17 protein-coding genes are annotated in these 18,425 nt (G+C 58.5%); all 17 read right to left on the bottom strand.

From position 1 onward, the window contains the following. Nucleotides 1-4: 4 nt before the first annotated feature. Entirely contained in the window at nt 5-2,191 is a 2,187-nt protein-coding gene (locus L9B60_RS11825) for a xanthine dehydrogenase family protein molybdopterin-binding subunit (protein ID WP_249678822.1), read from the bottom strand. Nucleotides 2,192-2,199: 8 nt separating this feature from the next. Next, nucleotides 2,200-2,652: a (2Fe-2S)-binding protein gene (locus L9B60_RS11820; RefSeq protein WP_249678820.1), complete on the bottom strand. Its 453-nt coding sequence runs from the start codon at nt 2,650-2,652 to the stop codon at nt 2,200-2,202. Between the two features lie 277 nt (nt 2,653-2,929). Then, nucleotides 2,930-4,024 (bottom strand): alkene reductase, encoded by a 1,095-nt coding sequence (locus L9B60_RS11815; RefSeq protein WP_249678819.1) that lies wholly within the window; start codon nt 4,022-4,024, stop codon nt 2,930-2,932. 40 nt (nt 4,025-4,064) lie between these two features. Next, nucleotides 4,065-5,474, bottom strand: a complete 1,410-nt coding sequence (locus L9B60_RS11810) for an NAD-dependent succinate-semialdehyde dehydrogenase (RefSeq protein WP_249678817.1) — start codon at nt 5,472-5,474, stop codon at nt 4,065-4,067. Between the two features lie 96 nt (nt 5,475-5,570). Beyond that, on the bottom strand, nt 5,571-6,380 hold the full coding sequence (locus L9B60_RS11805; RefSeq protein WP_249678814.1) for a helix-turn-helix transcriptional regulator: 810 nt from the start codon (nt 6,378-6,380) through the stop codon (nt 5,571-5,573). Between the two features lie 439 nt (nt 6,381-6,819). Beyond that, complete coding sequence (gene glmS / locus L9B60_RS11800; RefSeq protein WP_249678812.1) at nt 6,820-8,655, bottom strand: glutamine--fructose-6-phosphate transaminase (isomerizing); 1,836 nt, start codon at nt 8,653-8,655, stop codon at nt 6,820-6,822. A gap of 10 nt (nt 8,656-8,665) precedes the next feature. Then, nucleotides 8,666-9,433 carry a DeoR/GlpR family DNA-binding transcription regulator gene (locus tag L9B60_RS11795; protein WP_249678810.1) on the bottom strand — a complete coding sequence of 256 codons (768 nt, stop codon included), beginning with the start codon at nt 9,431-9,433 and terminating at the stop codon, nt 8,666-8,668. Between the two features lie 273 nt (nt 9,434-9,706). Further along, entirely contained in the window at nt 9,707-11,071 is a 1,365-nt protein-coding gene (gene glmU, locus L9B60_RS11790; RefSeq protein WP_249678808.1) for a bifunctional UDP-N-acetylglucosamine diphosphorylase/glucosamine-1-phosphate N-acetyltransferase GlmU, read from the bottom strand. Nucleotides 11,072-11,183: 112 nt separating this feature from the next. Next, the gene (locus L9B60_RS11785; protein WP_249678806.1) at nt 11,184-11,609 is read right to left on the bottom strand and encodes a F0F1 ATP synthase subunit epsilon; all 426 of its coding nucleotides are present in this window, start codon (nt 11,607-11,609) and stop codon (nt 11,184-11,186) included. A gap of 45 nt (nt 11,610-11,654) precedes the next feature. Next, a complete protein-coding gene (gene atpD / locus L9B60_RS11780; RefSeq protein WP_249678805.1) occupies nt 11,655-13,034 on the bottom strand; it encodes a F0F1 ATP synthase subunit beta in 1,380 nt (459 codons plus the stop codon). A 27-nt stretch (nt 13,035-13,061) separates the two neighbouring features. After that, nucleotides 13,062-13,922 (bottom strand): F0F1 ATP synthase subunit gamma, encoded by an 861-nt coding sequence (atpG, locus tag L9B60_RS11775; RefSeq protein WP_249678803.1) that lies wholly within the window; start codon nt 13,920-13,922, stop codon nt 13,062-13,064. A 50-nt stretch (nt 13,923-13,972) separates the two neighbouring features. Next, nucleotides 13,973-15,517 (bottom strand): F0F1 ATP synthase subunit alpha, encoded by a 1,545-nt coding sequence (gene atpA / locus L9B60_RS11770; RefSeq protein ID WP_249678801.1) that lies wholly within the window; start codon nt 15,515-15,517, stop codon nt 13,973-13,975. 21 nt (nt 15,518-15,538) lie between these two features. After that, nucleotides 15,539-16,075: a F0F1 ATP synthase subunit delta gene (locus L9B60_RS11765; protein ID WP_249678794.1), complete on the bottom strand. Its 537-nt coding sequence runs from the start codon at nt 16,073-16,075 to the stop codon at nt 15,539-15,541. Between the two features lie 12 nt (nt 16,076-16,087). Then, nucleotides 16,088-16,558, bottom strand: a complete 471-nt coding sequence (locus tag L9B60_RS11760; RefSeq protein ID WP_249678792.1) for a F0F1 ATP synthase subunit B — start codon at nt 16,556-16,558, stop codon at nt 16,088-16,090. Nucleotides 16,559-16,615: 57 nt separating this feature from the next. Then, a complete protein-coding gene (atpE, locus tag L9B60_RS11755; protein ID WP_002555987.1) occupies nt 16,616-16,873 on the bottom strand; it encodes a F0F1 ATP synthase subunit C in 258 nt (85 codons plus the stop codon). Between the two features lie 147 nt (nt 16,874-17,020). After that, nucleotides 17,021-17,890, bottom strand: coding sequence for a F0F1 ATP synthase subunit A (atpB, locus tag L9B60_RS11750; RefSeq protein WP_249678790.1), 870 nt, complete (start codon nt 17,888-17,890; stop codon nt 17,021-17,023). 16 nt (nt 17,891-17,906) lie between these two features. Continuing rightward, nucleotides 17,907-18,314 carry a F0F1 ATP synthase subunit I gene (locus L9B60_RS11745; RefSeq protein WP_249678789.1) on the bottom strand — a complete coding sequence of 136 codons (408 nt, stop codon included), beginning with the start codon at nt 18,312-18,314 and terminating at the stop codon, nt 17,907-17,909. Between the last annotated feature and the right edge of the window lie 111 nt (nt 18,315-18,425).

Genomic DNA, 18,425 nt, shown 5'->3' with positions numbered 1-18,425 from the left:
ACACCTAGACGATGTAGTAGCCGGAACGTTTCAACGGCAGCTGCCGAATCCTTTTGCCAGAAGCGGCATGCAACGCGTTGACCAACGCAGGCGCAATCAACGCCGTGCCCGCCTCCCCTACACCGCCAGGCGATGCCTCGCTGGCGATAATATGCACTTCGACCGGCGGGGCGTCGCTCATCCTGATCTGCCGGTAGTTGTGGAAGTTGTTCTGCTGGACCCTACCGTCAGCCACGGTGATCTCATTGAACAAGGAGGCCGAAAGGCCAAACAGTGTTCCCCCTTCAATCTGCGCCATGATCGAGGTCGGGTTCGTCACCACACCGCAGTCAACAGCGCTGACCAGACGGGTGATCCGAATGCCGAACTCCCCAACCATCTCCAGCTCTACCATCGTGGCGACATAGCTGCCGAACACCGCGCTGACGGAAACGCCGCGACCCGCACCCTTTTTCAACGGGCGGCTCCAGTCACCCTTTTCCGCGACGAGGCTAAGGGCCGCACGGGCACGTGGATCTTCGCAAACCTGCAAACGGTACTGGACCGGATCGACACCCGCATTGCGAGCCAGCTCATCGATGAAGCTCTCCAGCGCGTAAGTGCCCCGCAACGGACCCACGCCCCGCCACCAGGATACTGGCAAGACTTTCGCCTCTTCCCGGATGTAACGCAGGGTGTGATTGGTCAGCGCATAGATAGGGTCTTTCGAGACCTCGACGACGTCCCGGTCGATGCCAGTCGGTGGCAGCTTCCCGGCATAGCGCGCAACGACGGATGAACCGGCAATGCGGTGCTCCCAGCCGTTCGGAATCTTGTGTTCGTCCAGCGCGGCAACCAGATGATCCAAGTAGTGAGGGCGGTACATGTCATGAGTCATGTCCTCTTCACGGGACCACGTCATCTTGATCGGGTATGAGACCTGCTTAGCGATCTGCACCGCTTGAGTGATGAAGTCAAAGTCCAGACGTCGTCCGAACGACCCGCCGATCAGTTGGTTATGCACCACGATTTTCTCGGGCGGCAAACCGGTGACCTTCGAGGCCGTCGCTTGCGCCGCCCCCGGCACCTGGGTGCCCACCCAGAGGTCGCAACCGTCAGGGCGGACGTGAACGACACAGGTCATGGGTTCCAGTGGCGAGTGCGACCAGAAAGGTTGTTCGTACGTCGCCTCGAATCGGGAAGAAGCTCCGTCGAGGGCTTTGCGAATATTGCCTTTTTCGACGGCAACCACACCGTCGGTAGTGATCGCTTTCGCCAGGCCGGCTTCGATGATTTCGGAGTTCATCGCCGCGAACTCACCCAAATCCCATTCGATCTCAAGCGCCTTGAGGCCTTCGAAACAGGCCCAGGTGTGAACGCCGATCACGGCCACTGCGTTGTCGAGCTTGACGACCTCGACTACCCCCGGCACCCGCCGGGCAGCCGAATCGTCAACGCTTTTCAGCTTGCCGCCGTATACCGGGCACGCTGAGGTCGAGGCGTAGCGCATCTCAGGGACCCTTAGGTCGATGGTGAATTTGGTATGGCCATTGACCTTGTGCGGCGTGTCGAGGCGCTGCGCAGGCGAGCCCAGCAGCGTGAAGTCCTTGGGCGACTTGAGCGGCACATTGGTTAGCGCAGGGAGCAGCGATGCCTCGCGCACCAGCTCACCGTAGCCAAACTTGCGGCCATCGGGTGCAATCACGAATCCGGCTTTCGCGACGCATTGGCTCGGGGCGATGTTCCAGCGTATCGCGGCGGCCTGGGTCAGGAGGATTCGCGCGGTGGCACCTGCAGTGCGCAGCGGATTCCAGACATAACGCGTGGATGTCGATCCACCGGTCGCCTGCCTATGAAGAATGGTGTCGGCATACAGCGCCTCGTTGGGCGGTGCCTCCTGAATCGTAACGTGGCTCAGCGGCACTTCAAGCTCTTCGGCGACCATCATGGCGATGCCGGTCTGAATGCCCTGCCCCATCTCGATTTTTGGCGAGATGACCGTCACATTACCTTGAATGTCTACACGGACGAATGCGCCGAAACCGTCGGAGTTATCGCCCAATCGCGCATTGGCCACCGTTTCGGCGGCAGCGCTGCGCGCCATGGCGACCGGCAGCCAGGCACTGACGGTCAATCCGGCAAACGTTGCCGCCGACCCTTGTAGGAAATGACGGCGCGAGACAGCACCCACGGATGCTTTTGACTTGGCCATGGGGCGCCTCAGCTAAGTGTGATTGTTTTAATAGTGTTGCGAATGCGCGAGTACGTCGCGCAACGGCACAAGTTGCCCGACATGGCGGTCACAATATCGGACTCACTGGCGTGCGGGTTTTTATGAAGCAGTGCAACAGTGCTCATGATCTGCCCTGACTGGCAATATCCACACTGAACAACTTCGGCCGCGAGCCAGGCCTCTTGCACTTGTTTGCCCACGGCATCGTTTTCAATCGCTTCAATGGTAGTGACTGACTTACCGGCAACTTTCGACACGGGCAATACACAAGAACGAACAGGTTGTCCGTCAACGTGCACCGTACACGCGCCGCATTGTGCAATTCCGCACCCGTATTTAGTTCCGGTTAAACCGATGACATCCCGAAGCACCCACAACAAAGGCATCTCTTCGGGCACTTCAATCGATCGTTCAATACCGTTAACTAAAAGCGTTTTCATAGCCGACTCTCTATAAGCGCCAACAACCCTTGAATGGGCACCGCGCAAGACATTGAATATCGATTTAAAAGGAACTAATGATCCCGAATGACGAATGACGAATGATCATCCGGTGGAAGCCTCTGGTACATGGCTCGCCTGCATACAAGCGCTTCAACTGATTGGCAGCCATCGTCACATTGGTACAAAGACGGGCTAGTGATATCTAACAGGCAAATAAAGCCGTGGCATGTGCGACGGCTTTGGGTGATGCGGGAATCAAAGTTAAACGGCAGGGTCAGGCCATTGCCGGCCAGTCCGAGTAACCGGTGGAGTCGCCGCCGTACCAATAGACTTTTGGCGCTTCCGCCAGCGGCGCTCCGCTGCCCAGGCGATGGATCAGGTCCGGGTTGGCAATGAAAGGACGACCAATACTAAACAAATCAGCGTCCCCCGCCGCCAGCGTCTTCTCGGCCAGATCCAAGGTGTATTGATTGTTGGCGATATAGGCACCGCTGAAACGCTGCCGCAGTTCGGCAAAGTTGACGCCATTGACCTCTTCGCGGCTAAGCTGAGTGACGCCCTCGATTTCATGGATGTACAGCAGACCAAGGTCTGACAGCGCGGCAACATAGGCGCCGAAGGTGGCCATGGTGTTGCTGTCCAGCGGCGTTTCGCCGGGCGTGGTGGTCACCGGAGAGATGCGGATGCCGACTCGTTCGGCGCCCCACACATCGATCACTGCCTTGACCACCTCCAGAGGAAAGCGCAGGCGGTTTTCCAGCGAGCCGCCGTAACGATCCGTTCGAGCGTTGGTGCTGTCGCGAACGAACTGCTCAAGCAGATAGTTGTTCGCCGAATGCACCTCCACACCGTCAAAACCGGCCATTTTGGCGTTTTCAGCGGCCTGACGATAATCCTCGACGATCAGAGGAATTTCATCGGTTTCCAGTGCCCGGGGCGTGACGAAATCCTTCATCCCGTCATGCACCCGAATCTGCCCGTGAGGCTTGATCGCAGAGGGCGCTACGGGAAGGCCGCCGTCTTGCATGTCAGGGTGCGACATGCGTCCGGTGTGCCAGAGTTGCAGGAAAATTTTGCCGTCCTGACGATGCACCGCCTCGGTCACACGCTTCCAAGCAACGATTTGCGCCTCGGTCCAGATCCCTGGTGTTCGCGAGTAGCCACGAGCCTGGGCTGAAATATTGGTCGCTTCCGTCACAATCAGCCCGGTACTTGCCCGCTGGGCGTAATACTCAGCAACGTAGCCGGGTTGAACACCGGCGTCGTCAGCGCGGCTGCGGGTCATCGGCGCCATTACAATTCGGTTCTTCAGTTGCAGTCCGCCCAATTTGACGGGCTGCAGGACAGGGCTTGCGAAACGATCACTCATGATTTTTTCTCTCTACAATTCAGGCACGTTATGGAGGTGTTCAGTCAACGGTCTTGGCCCATACGGCCTGCGCATTGGTGAATTCCCGCAAGCCGAAATGCGAGAGCTCGCGACCGTAACCGCTCTTCTTCACCCCACCCACCGGAATGCGCGCATTGGTTGCAGGGAAGCCATTGATGAAGACCCCACCCGTCTCCAGGCGACGCGCGATGCGTTGTGCGCGATCCATGTCCTGGGTCCACAGGCTGCCACCCAAACCGTAATCACTGGTGTTAGTCAGAACGACGGCGTGCTCGGCATTGTTGGCAACGGTAATCACTGCGACGGGGCCGAACGTTTCTTCATCGAACGCGGCCATGCCAGGCTGAACATCGGCCAACACCGTTGGCGCGTAGAAGTTGCCCGGACCGTCAATCTTCTTGCCACCGAGCAGCAAGGTCGCGCCGGCGGCAAGGGTGCGCTGTACCTGACCATCAAGCTCGTCGCGCAGATCGCCGCGAGCCATTGGGCCGACATTGTTGACGCTGTCCAGCGGGTTACCGACTTTCAGTTGCTTCACCGCCGCGACAAACTTGCGGGTGAACTCCTCCGCAATCGGCTGCTCAACAATGAAGCGCTTTGCCGCCAGACAGACCTGACCGGCATTTTGGAAGCGCGCTTCAACCGCAGCTTTCACCGCCAGGTCGATATTGGCGTCCGCCAGCACGATAAAGGCATCGGAGCCGCCCAGTTCCAGAAGACTCTTTTTAAGCGCCCTTCCCGCCGTGGCCGCGACAGCCGAACCGGCGCGCATGCTGCCCGTCAGCGTCACAGCGGCAATGCGTGGGTCTTCGATGGTGCGAGCAACGGTGTCGTTGTCAGCGATCAGATTGACGAACAGACCTTTGGGAAAGCCCGCTGCCTCGTAGGCGTCCTGCAGGGCGTAGGCCGAGCCCATGACATTCGGCGCATGCTTGAGCATGAAACCGTTACCCGACAGCATGATCGGGCCCGATGCGCGAATCACCTGCCACAGCGGGAAATTCCAGGGCATCACCGCCAGAACGGTCCCGATCGGCAAGAAGGAAACGTGAACCTCGTCATCACCGTCTACGTTGACTGGCTCATCGGCCAGGATGGTCGGGCCGTTGTCGGCAATCCAGTCGATGGTCGCCGCACACTTTTCCACTTCAGCCCGCGCCGAAACCAGCGTCTTGCCCATTTCAGCAGTAATCAGCGCAGCGATGATTTCCGAACGCTCGCGCAGAATGGCGGACAGACGACGATAGGCTGTGACACGTTCGCGCATCGGAGTGGCGCGCCACAAACGGAAGGCAGCGGTGTTTACATCCAGCAGTTGCTCGACTTCGCTCTGCGTCTGAAACGGGTAAGTCGCGATCAGTTCACCGGTCGCCGGGTTACGCGATGTGGCGAAGGCAGGAGGGGTCGAAGTTGCATTCAGGTTAGTCATCGGTATCACCTCGGAGGCGGTGGTGCAGGGCTGTCTGCGCTGCGATGACCGTCACTCTAGGTAAGCCCGACAGGGTCAGGAAGGCGTGTTGTTATCCTATGACTCGGAGTCATAGGCAGTGTGTCGAGGGATGTAAGTGACCAGCGAAAGATCCGGCCGCCCCTCTGGCGTCAGTGCCACGTAGGTGAAATCGATGTAGCCACTGACCGGATGCAGCAGACGCTTTCTTCCTTCGTCGAAGCCTTTGACTTCCGTGTCCTGCCACCATTCGCGGAACTCCGGACTTAACGCTGACAGCTCCTCGATCATGCTGTCGAATGGGGCCTTGTCCTGAGCCCACGCGCGGGAAGCGCGAAAGGCGCTGATCATTCCCCGCGCCATCTGCTCCCAATCTAGGATCACGGTCCGATAGGGGGTGTACAGGAACAGCAGGCGCAGCGTATTGCGCTCATGAGGCTGCAGCGAACCGTAATCGACGAACAGATCGGCGATAGCATCGTTCCACGCCAGGATGTCGAGTCGAGCGTTACGCACGTAGGCCGGAATGGGATTGATCGCCCGCACTAGCATTTCCAGCCCTGCGCTGACCCCGCCGCCGGTCTCGGCCTGAGGTGCATCGAGTGAGGACAACGCAAACAGATGCGCGGACTCTACGCGATCAAGCTTGAGAACTTTCGAAATGCGCCGCAGCGCGTCGGGAGACGGCTGGATATCACGGCCCTGCTCCAGCCAGGTGTACCAACTGACGCTGACCCCTGCCAGCACCGCCACTTCCTCGCGACGCAATCCCGGCGTACGCCTGGGTCCTTCGGGAAGGCCAAAATCTTTAGGCTCAAGGCGAGCACGTCGGCTGGAGAGGAACTTACCGAACTCGCGTCGTTGTTCTACTGAAGGTCTGCTAGCCATAGCGCTCTCGGGGCCTAATACGATTGGATCATTCTAGCCTTCTCCGCTATATCGTAGGTCTCGAAACGCCGATCCGATGTAACTGCAAGATACAGCCTGTCTCGCAGATGGTGCACCACTACATTTTGAGAACAGGCGGTGGATTGCTCAATGGCGAAACCCAAAAGGCGATTATGGGCGCAACTCCTTAGATTCGTGCCGGCAATGGCATCCGGCATCAGCACCACATCCAGATTCACCGGCATAGTGTTGGGTTTCGCCGGGCCGGGTGCGGTACTTGTTGGCGCTGATGAGATTTTGAACCAGGCTACCGGAATTCATTGATCCACCCGAGTACTCAAAAAACAATGGCCTTGCGGGTGATTTCGGTGGCAGCGTTTGGGTCAGCCAAAATCAGCTCCCTGGGTCAAAATCGCAACAGCGTCAACAATCAGGTCACTTACTCAACCGTCACCGACTTCGCCAGGTTACGCGGCTGATCCACATCCGTACCCTTGAGCACTGCCACATAGTAAGAGAGCAACTGCAGCGGAATGGTGTAGAGGATCGGCGCCAGCGCATCGAGGATGTGCGGCATGGCGATCACGTGGGTACCGGGGCCATCCTTGAATTCCGCCTGGGCATCGGCGAACACGATCAGTTCGCCACCGCGTGCGCGGACTTCCTGCAGGTTGGATTTCAGTTTCTCCAGCAGCTCGTTGTTCGGCGCCACGGTAACCACCGGCATGTCTTTATCCACAAGCGCCAGAGGGCCGTGCTTGAGTTCACCGGCCGGGTAGGCTTCAGCGTGGATGTAGGAGATCTCCTTGAGCTTCAAGGCGCCCTCCATTGCGACTGGGAACTGCGCGCCGCGGCCCAGGAATAGCGTGTGGTGCTTCTCGGCGAACAATTCGGCGACGCCCTCCACAGTGCCGTCCATGGCCAGGGCTTCACCCAGGCGGGTCGGCAGGCGGCGCAGCTCTTCAACCAATTCAGCTTCGACACCGGCTTCCAATGTGCCGCGAACCTGGCCCAAGGACAGGGTCAGCAACATCAGCGCGACCAGTTGCGTGGTGAAGGCTTTGGTCGAGGCCACGCCGATTTCCGGGCCGGCCTGGGTCAGCAGGGTCAGGTCCGATTCGCGCACCAGCGAGCTGATGCCCACGTTGCAAATGGCCAGGCTACCCAAGAAACCGAGTTCCTTGGCGTTGCGCAATGCGGCCAGGGTGTCGGCGGTTTCGCCAGACTGCGAGATCGAGACAAACAAAGTGTCTGGCTGTACCACTACCTTGCGATAGCGGAACTCGCTGGCCACTTCAACCTGGCAAGGGATGCCGGCCAAACCTTCCAGCCAGTAACGCGCAACCATACCGGCGTGGTAGCTGGTACCACAGGCTACGATCTGCACGTTGCGTACCTTGGCAAACAATGCGGCGGCTTGCGGCCCGAATGCCTGTACCAGCACTTTCTGCTCACCCAAACGACCTTCCAGGGTGCGCTGTACCACTTTCGGTTGCTCGTGAATCTCTTTGAGCATGAAGTGACGGTACTCGCCCTTCTCGGCCGCTTCTGCACCCTCGTGGTACTGCACGGTTTCACGCTGCACGGCAACGCCGGCGTTGTTCCAGATATGCACGCTGTCGCGGGTGATCTCAGCGATGTCACCCTCTTCCAGGTAAATGAAGCGGTCAGTCACCTGGCGCAGGGCCATTTGGTCCGACGCCAGGAAGTTTTCGCCCAGGCCCAAGCCAATCACCAACGGGCTGCCACTGCGCGCGGCGATCAAGCGATCAGGCTGATGGGTGCTAATCGCCGCCAGGCCATAGGCACCGTGCAATTGCTTGACGGTGGCCTTCACGGCATCGGCCAGGTCCGGCACCGTTTTAAGGGTGTGGTGGATCAGGTGCACGACCACTTCAGTGTCGGTGTCCGAGGTGAACACATAACCCAGGGCCTTGAGCTGTTCGCGCAGCACTTCGTGGTTTTCGATGATGCCGTTGTGCACCACCGCCACTTCGCTGCCCGAGAAATGCGGGTGGGCGTTGCGTTCGTTCGGCGCACCGTGGGTGGCCCAGCGGGTGTGGGCGATGCCCAGTTGGCCGGTCAACGGGTGAGCAGCCAGGGCTGCCTCCAGCTCGCTGACCTTGCCGGTACGGCGGCAGCGCTCCAGGTTGCCCGCGTGGCTGACCAACGCCACGCCGGCGCTGTCGTAGCCACGGTACTCGAGGCGTTTCAGGCCTTCGAGGAGGATGGCCGTGATATTGCGTTCAGCGATAGCGCCGACGATTCCACACATGTTTGTTCTCCTAGCTGACAGCGGCGCAGATCAGATTGATGCCGCGGGCCTGAATTTGTTCGCGTGCCTCCAGGGGCAGGCGATCATCGGTAATAAGGGTATGGACGCTGCTCCAGGGCAGTTCCAGATTGGGAATTTTGCGCCCGACCTTGTCGGACTCGACCATCACGATCACTTCGCGGGCGACTTCAGCCATCACTCGGCTCAAGCCAAGCAGTTCGTTGAAGGTGGTGGTACCACGCACCAGATCGATGCCGTCGGCGCCGATAAACAACTGGTCGAAGTCGTAGGAGCGCAGCACTTGTTCGGCGACCTGGCCCTGAAAGGACTCGGAGCGCGGGTCCCACGTACCACCGGTCATCAACAGTACGGGTTCGTGCTCAAGCTCGGACAGCGCATTGGCCACATTCAAGGAATTGGTCATGACCACCAGGCCAGGTTGCAGGCCTAACTGCGGGATCATGGCGGCGGTGGTGCTGCCACTGTCGATGATGATCCGTGCGTGCTCCTTGATCTTATCCACAGCCGCACGGGCAATTGCCAGCTTGTGGATAGAAACGGGTTGGCTGTCATCGCCGATCAGTTCCTGAGGCATGGTGACCGCGCCCCCATAGCGGCGCAGCAACAAACCATTGGCCTCCAACGCCGCCAAGTCTTTGCGCACGGTGACTTCGGAGGTTTCAAAGCGCTTGGCCAGTTCATCGACACTCACTTCACCCTGCTCGCTGAGCAAGGCGAGGATGTTATGGCGACGCTGTGGAGTGTTGCGTTTCGACATGGGGATTTAAGTTTCGGTTCGAAAGATAACGAACGCAATCAAAACCTAAATCGGAAGATACGTCAAGTGAACAGTCACCCAGGAAGATGGAGATTCAGTTATCCACAGCTACGGTTCAGGAAGCTGAAACCCCATTTATACGGGCGATGTGAACCCTGTAGGGGCGGATTCATTCGCGAAAAGCGCCCCACGCAGCAACAGGTGCAACTGGGCGGCCTTTTCGCGGATAAATCCGCTCCTACAGGGTATTTATGTGGTCGTGGCTGTGGATAACTATTTCTTGATCTTTTCGGGGCGTTTCCAGCCTTCGATATTGCGCTGGCGCCCACGGGCTACGCCCAATTGCCCGGCCGGGATCTGCTGGGTAATGGTGGAACCGGCTGCCGTGGTCGCACCATCAAGGATATCCACAGGCGCCACCAACGAATTGTTGGAACCAATGAACACGTCCTCGCCCAGCACCGTCTTGTGCTTGTTGGCACCATCGTAGTTGCAGGTGATGGTACCGGCACCAATGTTGGTACGCGCACCGATCACCGCATCGCCCAGGTAGGTCAGGTGGCCGGCCTTGGCGCCCTCGCCCATGTGGGCATTCTTGAGCTCGACGAAGTTACCCACATGGGCGCGAGCTTCCAGCACGGTACCGGGGCGCAAACGCGCGAAGGGGCCAGCGTCGCTGCCCTCACCCATCACCGCGCCATCGAGGTGGCTGTTGGCTTTGACCACCACGCCTTTGCGCAGGGTACTGTCCTTGATGTAGCAGTTAGGGCCGATGACCACGTCGTCCTCGATCACTACGCGGCCTTCAAGGATCACGTTGACGTCGATCAACACGTCACGACCCACGCTGACTTCACCGCGCACATCGAAGCGCGCAGGGTCACGCAGGGTTACGCCCTGGGCCATCAGGCGGCGGCCTTCGCGCAATTGATAGTGGCGCTCCAACTCGGACAGTTGCTTGCGATCGTTGGCGCCCTGCACTTCCATTGGGTCCAGCGGCTGTTCGGTGGCCACCACCAGGCCGTCGTTCACCGCCATGGCGATCACGTCGGTGAGGTAATACTCACCCTGGGCATTGTTGTTCGACAGCCGGCCCAGCCACTCCGCCAGGCGCTTGCCGGGCACCGCCAGGATGCCGGTATTGCCTTCGGTGATGGCTTTCTGCGCGTCGCTGGCATCCTTGTGCTCGACGATGGCGCTGACGTTGCCGGCGCCATCGCGCACGATCCGGCCATAACCCGTTGGGTCGGCCAGGGTTACGGTCAACAGGCCCAGCTGGCTGTGGGTAACTTGCTTGAGCAAGCGCTCCAGGGTCTGCACTTCAATCAGCGGCACATCACCGTAGAGGATCAGCACGGTGTCGGCGGTTAGCTCGGGCAGGGCCTGGGCCACGGCGTGGCCGGTGCCCAATTGTTTGTCTTGCAGCACGAAGTTCAGGTCGTCCGCCTGCAGGCGTTCGCGTACCAGGTCGGCACCGTGGCCGATAACCACGTGAATGCTTTGTGGTTCAAGCTGGCGGGCGCTGTGGATAACATGCCCCAGCATGGAATTGCCAGCCACCGGGTGCAGCACCTTGGGCAGGGCCGAACGCATGCGGGTGCCTTGGCCAGCGGCGAGAATAACGATATCGAGGGACATTGAAAGGCTACCAATCCGGGCGGTCAGCGCTGTGACCAGAAATGAAAACGCAGAAAAAGAAAAAGGGTAGCCGAGGCTACCCTTTTACTCAATCACACTTGAAGCCGTTGGCTTAGCCGCCGAACTTCTTGCGGATTTGCTGGACGGTGCGCAGCTGGGCTGCAGCCTCGGCCAGACGTGCAGCAGCAGCGCTGTAGTCGAAGTCGGCACCTTTCTCGTGCAGAGCCTTCTCGGCAGCCTTGACGGCTTCCGAAGCGGCGGCTTCGTCCAGGTCGGCAGCACGTTGCACGGTGTCGGCCAAGACCTTCACCATGTTCGGCTGAACCTCGAGGTAACCACCGGAGATGTAGAACACCTCGGCTTCGCCACCCTGCTTGATCAAACGGATCGGACCTGGCTTCAGGCTAGTGATCAACGGTGCGTGGCCCAGGGCAATACCCAGGTCGCCGAGCTCACCGTGTGCAATCACCATCTCTACCAAGCCGGAGAAAATTTCCCCTTCCGCGCTGACGATATCGCAATGGACTGTCATAGCCATCTGATTGCCTCAACCTGATTAGCGCCCGTTGCCGGGCGCCGGGAATTACAGTTTCTTGGCTTTCTCGATCGCTTCTTCGATGCCGCCGACCATGTAGAACGCTTGTTCTGGCAGGTGGTCGTAGTCACCGTTGAGGATGCCTTTGAAGCCAGCAATGGTGTCTTTCAGGGAAACGTATTTGCCCGATGCACCGGTGAAGACTTCAGCCACGAAGAACGGCTGCGACAGGAAGCGCTGAATCTTACGAGCGCGGGATACCAACTGCTTGTCGGTTTCCGACAGCTCGTCCATACCCAGGATCGCGATGATGTCCTTCAGCTCTTTGTAGCGCTGCAGCACGTACTGAACGCCGCGAGCGGTGTCGTAGTGCTCTTGGCCGATCACGTTCGGGTCCAGCTGGCGCGAAGTCGAGTCCAGTGGATCGACCGCTGGGTAGATACCCAGGGAGGCGATGTCACGGGACAGTACGACGGTTGCGTCCAAGTGGGCGAAAGTGGTCGCTGGCGACGGGTCAGTCAGGTCGTCCGCAGGTACGTATACAGCTTGTACCGAGGTGATCGAGCCGTTCTTGGTCGAAGTGATACGCTCTTGCAGAGTACCCATCTCTTCGGCCAGGGTCGGCTGGTAACCTACTGCCGAAGGCATACGGCCCAGCAGTGCGGATACTTCGGTACCGGCCAGGGTGTAACGATAGATGTTGTCGACGAACAGCAGAACGTCGTTACCTTCGTCACGGAACTTCTCAGCCATGGTCAGGCCGGTCAGTGCAACGCGCAGACGGTTACCCGGCGGCTCGTTCATTTGACCGTAAACCAGCGCTACCTTGTCCAGTACGTTGGAGTCCTTCATCTCGTGATAGAAGTCGTTACCTTCACGAGTACGCTCACCAACACCGGCGAACACGGAATAACCGCTGTGTTCCATCGCGATGTTACGGATCAGTTCCATCATGTTTACGGTTTTGCCTACACCGGCACCACCGAACAGACCGACTTTACCGCCTTTGGCGAACGGGCAAACCAGGTCGATAACCTTGATGCCGGTTTCCAGCAGGTCGTTGCCGCCCGCTTGCTCAGCGAAGGACGGAGCGGCACGGTGAATGCCCCAGCGCTCTTCGGTGTCGATCGGGCCAGCTTCGTCGATCGGGTTACCGAGGACGTCCATGATCCGGCCCAGGGTCGCTTTACCGACCGGTACGGAAATGGCTGCGCCAGAGTCGGTGACTTCCAGACCGCGCTTCAAGCCCTCGGTGGAACCCATCGCAATGGTACGGACCACGCCGTCGCCCAGCTGCTGCTGAACTTCGAGGGTGGTGCCAGCCGCGCTTTGTACTTGCAGCGCGTTGTAGATGCTCGGTACGTGTTCGCGTGGGAATTCCACGTCGATCACGGCGCCGATGATTTGAACGATACGTCCGCTACTCATAGCTGGATCCTCTGAATATTTGAACCGTTAAACCGCGGCAGCGCCGCCGACGATTTCCGAGATCTCTTGGGTGATCGCAGCCTGACGCGCCTTGTTGTAGATCAGTTGCAAATCGCTGATCAAATCACCGGCGTTATCGGTAGCGTTCTTCATTGCGATCATCCGCGCGGCTTGTTCAGCTGCGTTGTTCTCGACCACCGCCTGGTAGACCTGCGACTCCACGTAGCGAACCATCAAGCCGTCCAGCAGCTCCTTGGCGTCGGGTTCGTAGAGATAGTCCCAGTGGTGCTTGAGTTCCTGATCCGGGGTTGCGACCAACGGAATCAACTGCTCGACCGTTGGCTGTTGCGTCATGGTGTTCACGAACTTGTTGGATACCACGGACAGGCGGTCAATACGGCCATCCAGGTAGGCATCCAGCATCACCTTGACGCTGCCGATCAGATCATTGATCGACGGCTCTTCGCCCAGGTGGCTGATCGCAGCGACGACATTGCCGCCAAAGCTGCGGAAAAACGTCGCACCTTTGCTGCCGACCACGCACAGATCGATTTCGACGCCGCGCTCGCGGTTTACCGCCATGTCCTTGACCAGGGCCTTGAACAGGTTGGTATTCAAGCCGCCGCACAGACCACGGTCACTGCTCACCACGACATAACCGACGCGCTTAACTTCGCGGTCGATCATGAACGGGTGGCGGTATTCCGGGTTGGCGTTGGCCAAATGACCGATCACCTGGCGGATACGCTCCGCGTAGGGACGGCTAGCAGCCATGCGCATTTGAGCCTTGCGCATTTTGCTGACCGCCACTTTTTCCATGGCGCTGGTAATTTTTTGCGTGCTTTTGATGCTCGCAATCTTACTGCGAATCTCTTTTGCGCCTGCCATGTAACACCTATCAGGTTAGCAAGCGGGAGCCTCGCGGCCCCCGCTGCGGCTTACCAGGTTTGGGTGGCCTTGAACTTCTCGATACCGGCTTTGATGCCAGCGTCGATTTCGTCATTGAAGTCACCCTTCACGTTGATCTTCGCCATCAAATCGGCGTGATCGCGGTTGAAGTAAGCAATCAGGGCCTGCTCGAAGCTACCGATTTTCGGGATCTCGACGTCAGTCAAGAAACCACGTTCGGCGGCATACAGCGACAGGGCCATGTCAGCGATGGACATCGGCGCATATTGCTTCTGCTTCATCAGCTCGGTAACGCGCTGACCATGCTCAAGTTGCTTGCGAGTGGCTTCGTCCAGGTCAGAAGCGAACTGGGCGAATGCCGCCAGTTCACGGTACTGAGCCAGAGCGGTACGGATGCCACCGGACAGCTTCTTGATGATCTTGGTCTGAGCGGCACCACCTACACGGGATACCGAAACACCGGCGTTCACTGCAGGGCGGATGCCCGAGTTGAACATGGCCGATTCCAGGAAGATCTGACCGTCGGTGATCGAGATCACGTTGGTCGGAACGAACGCGGAAACGTCGCCAGCCTGGGTTTCGATGATCGGCAGTGCGGTCAAGGAACCGGTTTTGCCAGTCACTGCACCGTTGGTGAACTTCTCTACGTACTCTTCGGAAACGCGCGATGCACGCTCCAGCAGACGGGAGTGGAGATAGAACACGTCACCTGGGTAGGCTTCACGGCCTGGTGGACGGCGCAGCAGCAGGGAAATCTGGCGGTAAGCCACTGCTTGCTTGGACAGATCGTCATAAACGATCAGCGCGTCTTCACCGCGGTCGCGGAAGAATTCACCCATGGTGCAGCCGGAGTACGGCGCCAGGTATTGCAGTGCGGCAGATTCCGAAGCACTGGCGGCAACCACGATGGTGTTGGCCAGTGCGCCGTTTTCTTCCAGCTTGCGAACAACGTTGGCGATGGTCGATTGCTTCTGACCGATCGCTACGTATACGCAGAAGATGCCGCTGTTTTTCTGGTTGATGATCGCGTCGATCGCCAGAGCGGTTTTACCGATCTGACGGTCACCGATGATCAGCTCACGCTGGCCACGGCCGACTGGGATCATGGCATCGACAGCCTTGTAGCCAGTCTGTACAGGCTGGTCTACCGACTTACGCCAGATCACGCCTGGAGCAACTTTCTCGACCGCGTCGGTCTCGGTGTTGCCCAGTGGACCTTTACCGTCAACAGGGTTACCCAGTGCGTCGACGACGCGGCCCAGCAGTTCCTTACCAACCGGAACTTCCAGAACGCGGCCAGTGCACTTGGCGCTCATGCCTTCAGCCAAAGACTGGTAGGCGCCCAAAACCACGGCACCTACGGAGTCTTGCTCCAGGTTGAGTGCCATGCCGAAGACGCCGTCCGGAAACTCGATCATCTCGCCGTACATAACGTCGGCCAGACCGTGAATCCGCACGATGCCGTCAGATACGCTGACGACAGTGCCTTCGTTACGGGCTTGGGAGGTCACATCGAGCTTGTCGATGCGGCCCTTGATAATTTCACTTATTTCGGAAGGATTGAGTTGCTGCATTGCTCTGCTGCCCCTTCAAACTCAAGATTTCAATGCTTCGGCCAGTTGCGCGAGTTTGCCACGCACTGAGCCATCGATAACCAGGTCGCCGGCACGGATGATGACACCACCTATCAGGCTGGCATCCTCCGCAGCGTGCAGTCGCACTTCCCGGCCGAGCCGTGCACTGAGAACCTTGGCGAGTTTGTCTTGCTGTTCTTCGTTCAATGCAAAGGCACTGGTGACATCCACATCCACGGACTTCTCTTGCTCGGCCTTGTACAGGTCGAACAGAGCCGAGATCTCCGGCAACAGCAGGAGACGGTCGTTTTCCGCGGCAACATGAATGAAATTCTGTGCCTGAACATTGAGCTTGTCGCCACACACGTCAATAAACGTGGTGGCCTTCTCTGCGCTCGTCAGTCGCGGGGCCTTCAGCACTTGCTGCATGGTGCCGTCTTCCGACACCGCAGCAGCCAGGCCGAGCATGGCTGACCAATTGGCCAGTTGCTGGTGGGCCTGGGCGTGCTCGAAGGCTGCCTTAGCGTAAGGTCGGGCCAACGTGGTCAGTTCTGCCATGATCGCCCTCGCTTAAATTTCAGCAGCCAGTTTATTAACCAGCTCCGCGTGCGCGTTTTGATCGATTGTGGCGCCCAGGATCTTCTCGGCACCGTTGACTGCCAGGCTACCCAGTTGGGCGCGCAGCGCGTCTTTGACACCGTTCAGTTCCTGCTCGATCTCGGCTTGAGCCTGGGCCTTCACACGGTCAGCTTCGACACGGGCCTGATCACGGGCCTCGTCGACGATCTGAGTACCGCGTTTCTTGGCTTGCTCAATGATTTCGGCTGCTTGAGTCTTCGCATCGCGCAGTTGCTGACCCGCTTTATCTTGGGCCAGCTCCAGGTCGCGAGCTGCTCGTGTAGCAGCGTCCAATCCGTCCGCGATCTTCTTCTGACGTTCTTGCAAAGCCGCGATGACCGGAGGCCACACGAACTTCATGCAAAACAGTACAAAAATGAAGAACGCAACGGACTGGCCAATCAGGGTTGCATTAATGTTCACGCCAACACCTCGCTCGTTCTTTGTCCATCACACCAATCACCTCGAGAATTCGAGAGATTAGCCAGCGAGTTGACCAACGAAGGGGTTCGCGAAGGTGAAGAACAGAGCGATACCAACACCGATCATGGTCACGGCGTCGAGCAGACCGGCAACGATGAACATTTTAACTTGCAGCATTGGAACCATTTCTGGTTGGCGAGCAGCGCCTTCCAGGAACTTACCGCCCAGCAGACCGAAGCCGATTGCAGTACCCAGTGCGCCCAGGCCAATCAGCAGTGCAACAGCGATAGCGGTTAGACCAACTACAGTTTCCATCTTTCCTCCCGACTTTTACGTCGTATTGGTTAGGTTTTCTTAGATTAAAGCGGTAAAACAAATCGTTTTTGCAGCAGCCCTGGATGAATCCCCCCGGGGCACCCTCACACAGCAAGCGTGAGGGGCATCAGACACGCCAGGCGGGTCTTAATGGTTATCTTCGTGAGCCATCGACAGGTAAACGATGGTCAGCATCATGAAGATGAACGCTTGCAGCGTGATGATCAGGATGTGGAATACAGCCCACGCCCATTGCAGCACGATACCCAGGCCGCTCAGCCACAACAGGCCGCTGCCGAACATCACAGCGATCAGGATGAACACCAGTTCGCCGGCATACATGTTGCCGAACAGACGCAGTGCCAACGAGATCGGCTTGGCGATCAAGGTCACGAATTCCAGCAGGAAGTTCACTGGGATCAGCAGGATCTTGGCGAAAATGTTCTTGCTACCGAACGGGTGCAAGGTCAGCTCGCCGATGAAACCGCCAATGCCCTTGATCTTGATGCTGTAGAAAATGATCAGTGCGAAGACCGACAACGCCATGCCCAAGGTTGCGTTCGGGTCAGTGGTGGACACTGCACGGAACGGAATCTCGTGGTTGCCAGTGATCTTGGCCGCGATTTGCGGAATCCAGTCCACCGGTACCAGGTCGACGGCGTTCATCAGGAACACCCAGGCAAAAATGGTCAGCGCCAGCGGTGCAATCACCGGGCTGCGGCCGTGGAAGCTGTCTTTCACGCTGCCATCGACGAACTCGACCAGCACTTCAACGAAGTTCTGCAGAGCGCCAGGTTGACCGGAAGTCGCCTTTTTTGCCGCCATGCGGAAAATCAGGACGAAAATCAGGCCCAGGGCAACCGACCAGCCGAGGGTATCGACGTGGAAAGCCCAAAAGCCCATTTCCTTGGCTTGTGCTGCGGTGTGGGCAAAGCCCCAGCCGCCATCTGGTAATTGACCAAAGGTCAAGTTCTGCAAGTGGTGCTGGATATAGCCCGAAGCGGTTTCTGCTGCCATGGTTGCCTCAAACGCCCTAAGGTCTCGAATGTCTTGTTCTCATCAGCAGGGGTGAAAACCAGCTGACCAACTGGGTCAGCACGAAGACGCCGAATACTGCCAGCGGCGCCAATGGCTTCACTCCTGCAAACGTCAGCGCGAAAAGCACTGCCGTCAAAATCAATTTGCCTGCCTCGCCGGCGTAAAACGACCGCACGATGGCTTGCGCTGCCCGCGCTCCGGTAAACCGGAAAGCCTTGTGGGCAAAATACAGATTCGGCAACCAGGCAATCAGCCCCCCGAGGAGACCTGAATATCCACTGACTGCCCCGCGCCACTGCCACAACGCCAAGGCTGCCAACAGAAACACGACACATTGAGCAAACAGCACCGGAAAAACCGGCAGACGATGGAACGGCAAGCGGTTTGGCGTGCGGGTTTCCATCAAAACTGCTCCTCAATACTCGGCATGCCAACGTCAGTGACTTGGCATAATTTGTGCCGACAAAATGCGCGCAGAGTATAGGGGCGGTTCAGCCCCTATTCAACTGCCGGG

Source organism: Pseudomonas abieticivorans (assembly GCF_023509015.1).
GTDB lineage: Bacteria > Pseudomonadota > Gammaproteobacteria > Pseudomonadales > Pseudomonadaceae > Aquipseudomonas > Aquipseudomonas abieticivorans.
This window is presented reverse-complemented; position numbering and strand designations above follow the sequence as displayed.

Excerpts from the sequence above, each read along its gene's own strand:
- L9B60_RS11815 (WP_249678819.1), bottom strand. The coding sequence starts at position 4,024 with ATGAGTGATCGTTTCGCAAGCCCTGTCCTGCAGCCCGTCAAATTGGGC.
- L9B60_RS11785 (WP_249678806.1), bottom strand. The coding sequence starts at position 11,609 with ATGGCTATGACAGTCCATTGCGATATCGTCAGCGCGGAAGGGGAAATT.
- glmS (WP_249678812.1), bottom strand. The coding sequence starts at position 8,655 with ATGTGTGGAATCGTCGGCGCTATCGCTGAACGCAATATCACGGCCATC.
- atpB (WP_249678790.1), bottom strand. The coding sequence starts at position 17,890 with ATGGCAGCAGAAACCGCTTCGGGCTATATCCAGCACCACTTGCAGAAC.
- glmU (WP_249678808.1), bottom strand. The coding sequence starts at position 11,071 with ATGTCCCTCGATATCGTTATTCTCGCCGCTGGCCAAGGCACCCGCATG.
- atpE (WP_002555987.1), bottom strand. The coding sequence starts at position 16,873 with ATGGAAACTGTAGTTGGTCTAACCGCTATCGCTGTTGCACTGCTGATT.
- L9B60_RS11795 (WP_249678810.1), bottom strand. The coding sequence starts at position 9,433 with ATGTCGAAACGCAACACTCCACAGCGTCGCCATAACATCCTCGCCTTG.
- L9B60_RS11825 (WP_249678822.1), bottom strand. The coding sequence starts at position 2,191 with ATGGCCAAGTCAAAAGCATCCGTGGGTGCTGTCTCGCGCCGTCATTTC.
- atpD (WP_249678805.1), bottom strand. The coding sequence starts at position 13,034 with ATGAGTAGCGGACGTATCGTTCAAATCATCGGCGCCGTGATCGACGTG.
- atpG (WP_249678803.1), bottom strand. The coding sequence starts at position 13,922 with ATGGCAGGCGCAAAAGAGATTCGCAGTAAGATTGCGAGCATCAAAAGC.
- L9B60_RS11805 (WP_249678814.1), bottom strand. The coding sequence starts at position 6,380 with ATGGCTAGCAGACCTTCAGTAGAACAACGACGCGAGTTCGGTAAGTTC.
- L9B60_RS11765 (WP_249678794.1), bottom strand. The coding sequence starts at position 16,075 with ATGGCAGAACTGACCACGTTGGCCCGACCTTACGCTAAGGCAGCCTTC.
- atpA (WP_249678801.1), bottom strand. The coding sequence starts at position 15,517 with ATGCAGCAACTCAATCCTTCCGAAATAAGTGAAATTATCAAGGGCCGC.
- L9B60_RS11820 (WP_249678820.1), bottom strand. The coding sequence starts at position 2,652 with ATGAAAACGCTTTTAGTTAACGGTATTGAACGATCGATTGAAGTGCCC.
- L9B60_RS11810 (WP_249678817.1), bottom strand. The coding sequence starts at position 5,474 with ATGACTAACCTGAATGCAACTTCGACCCCTCCTGCCTTCGCCACATCG.
- L9B60_RS11745 (WP_249678789.1), bottom strand. The coding sequence starts at position 18,314 with ATGGAAACCCGCACGCCAAACCGCTTGCCGTTCCATCGTCTGCCGGTT.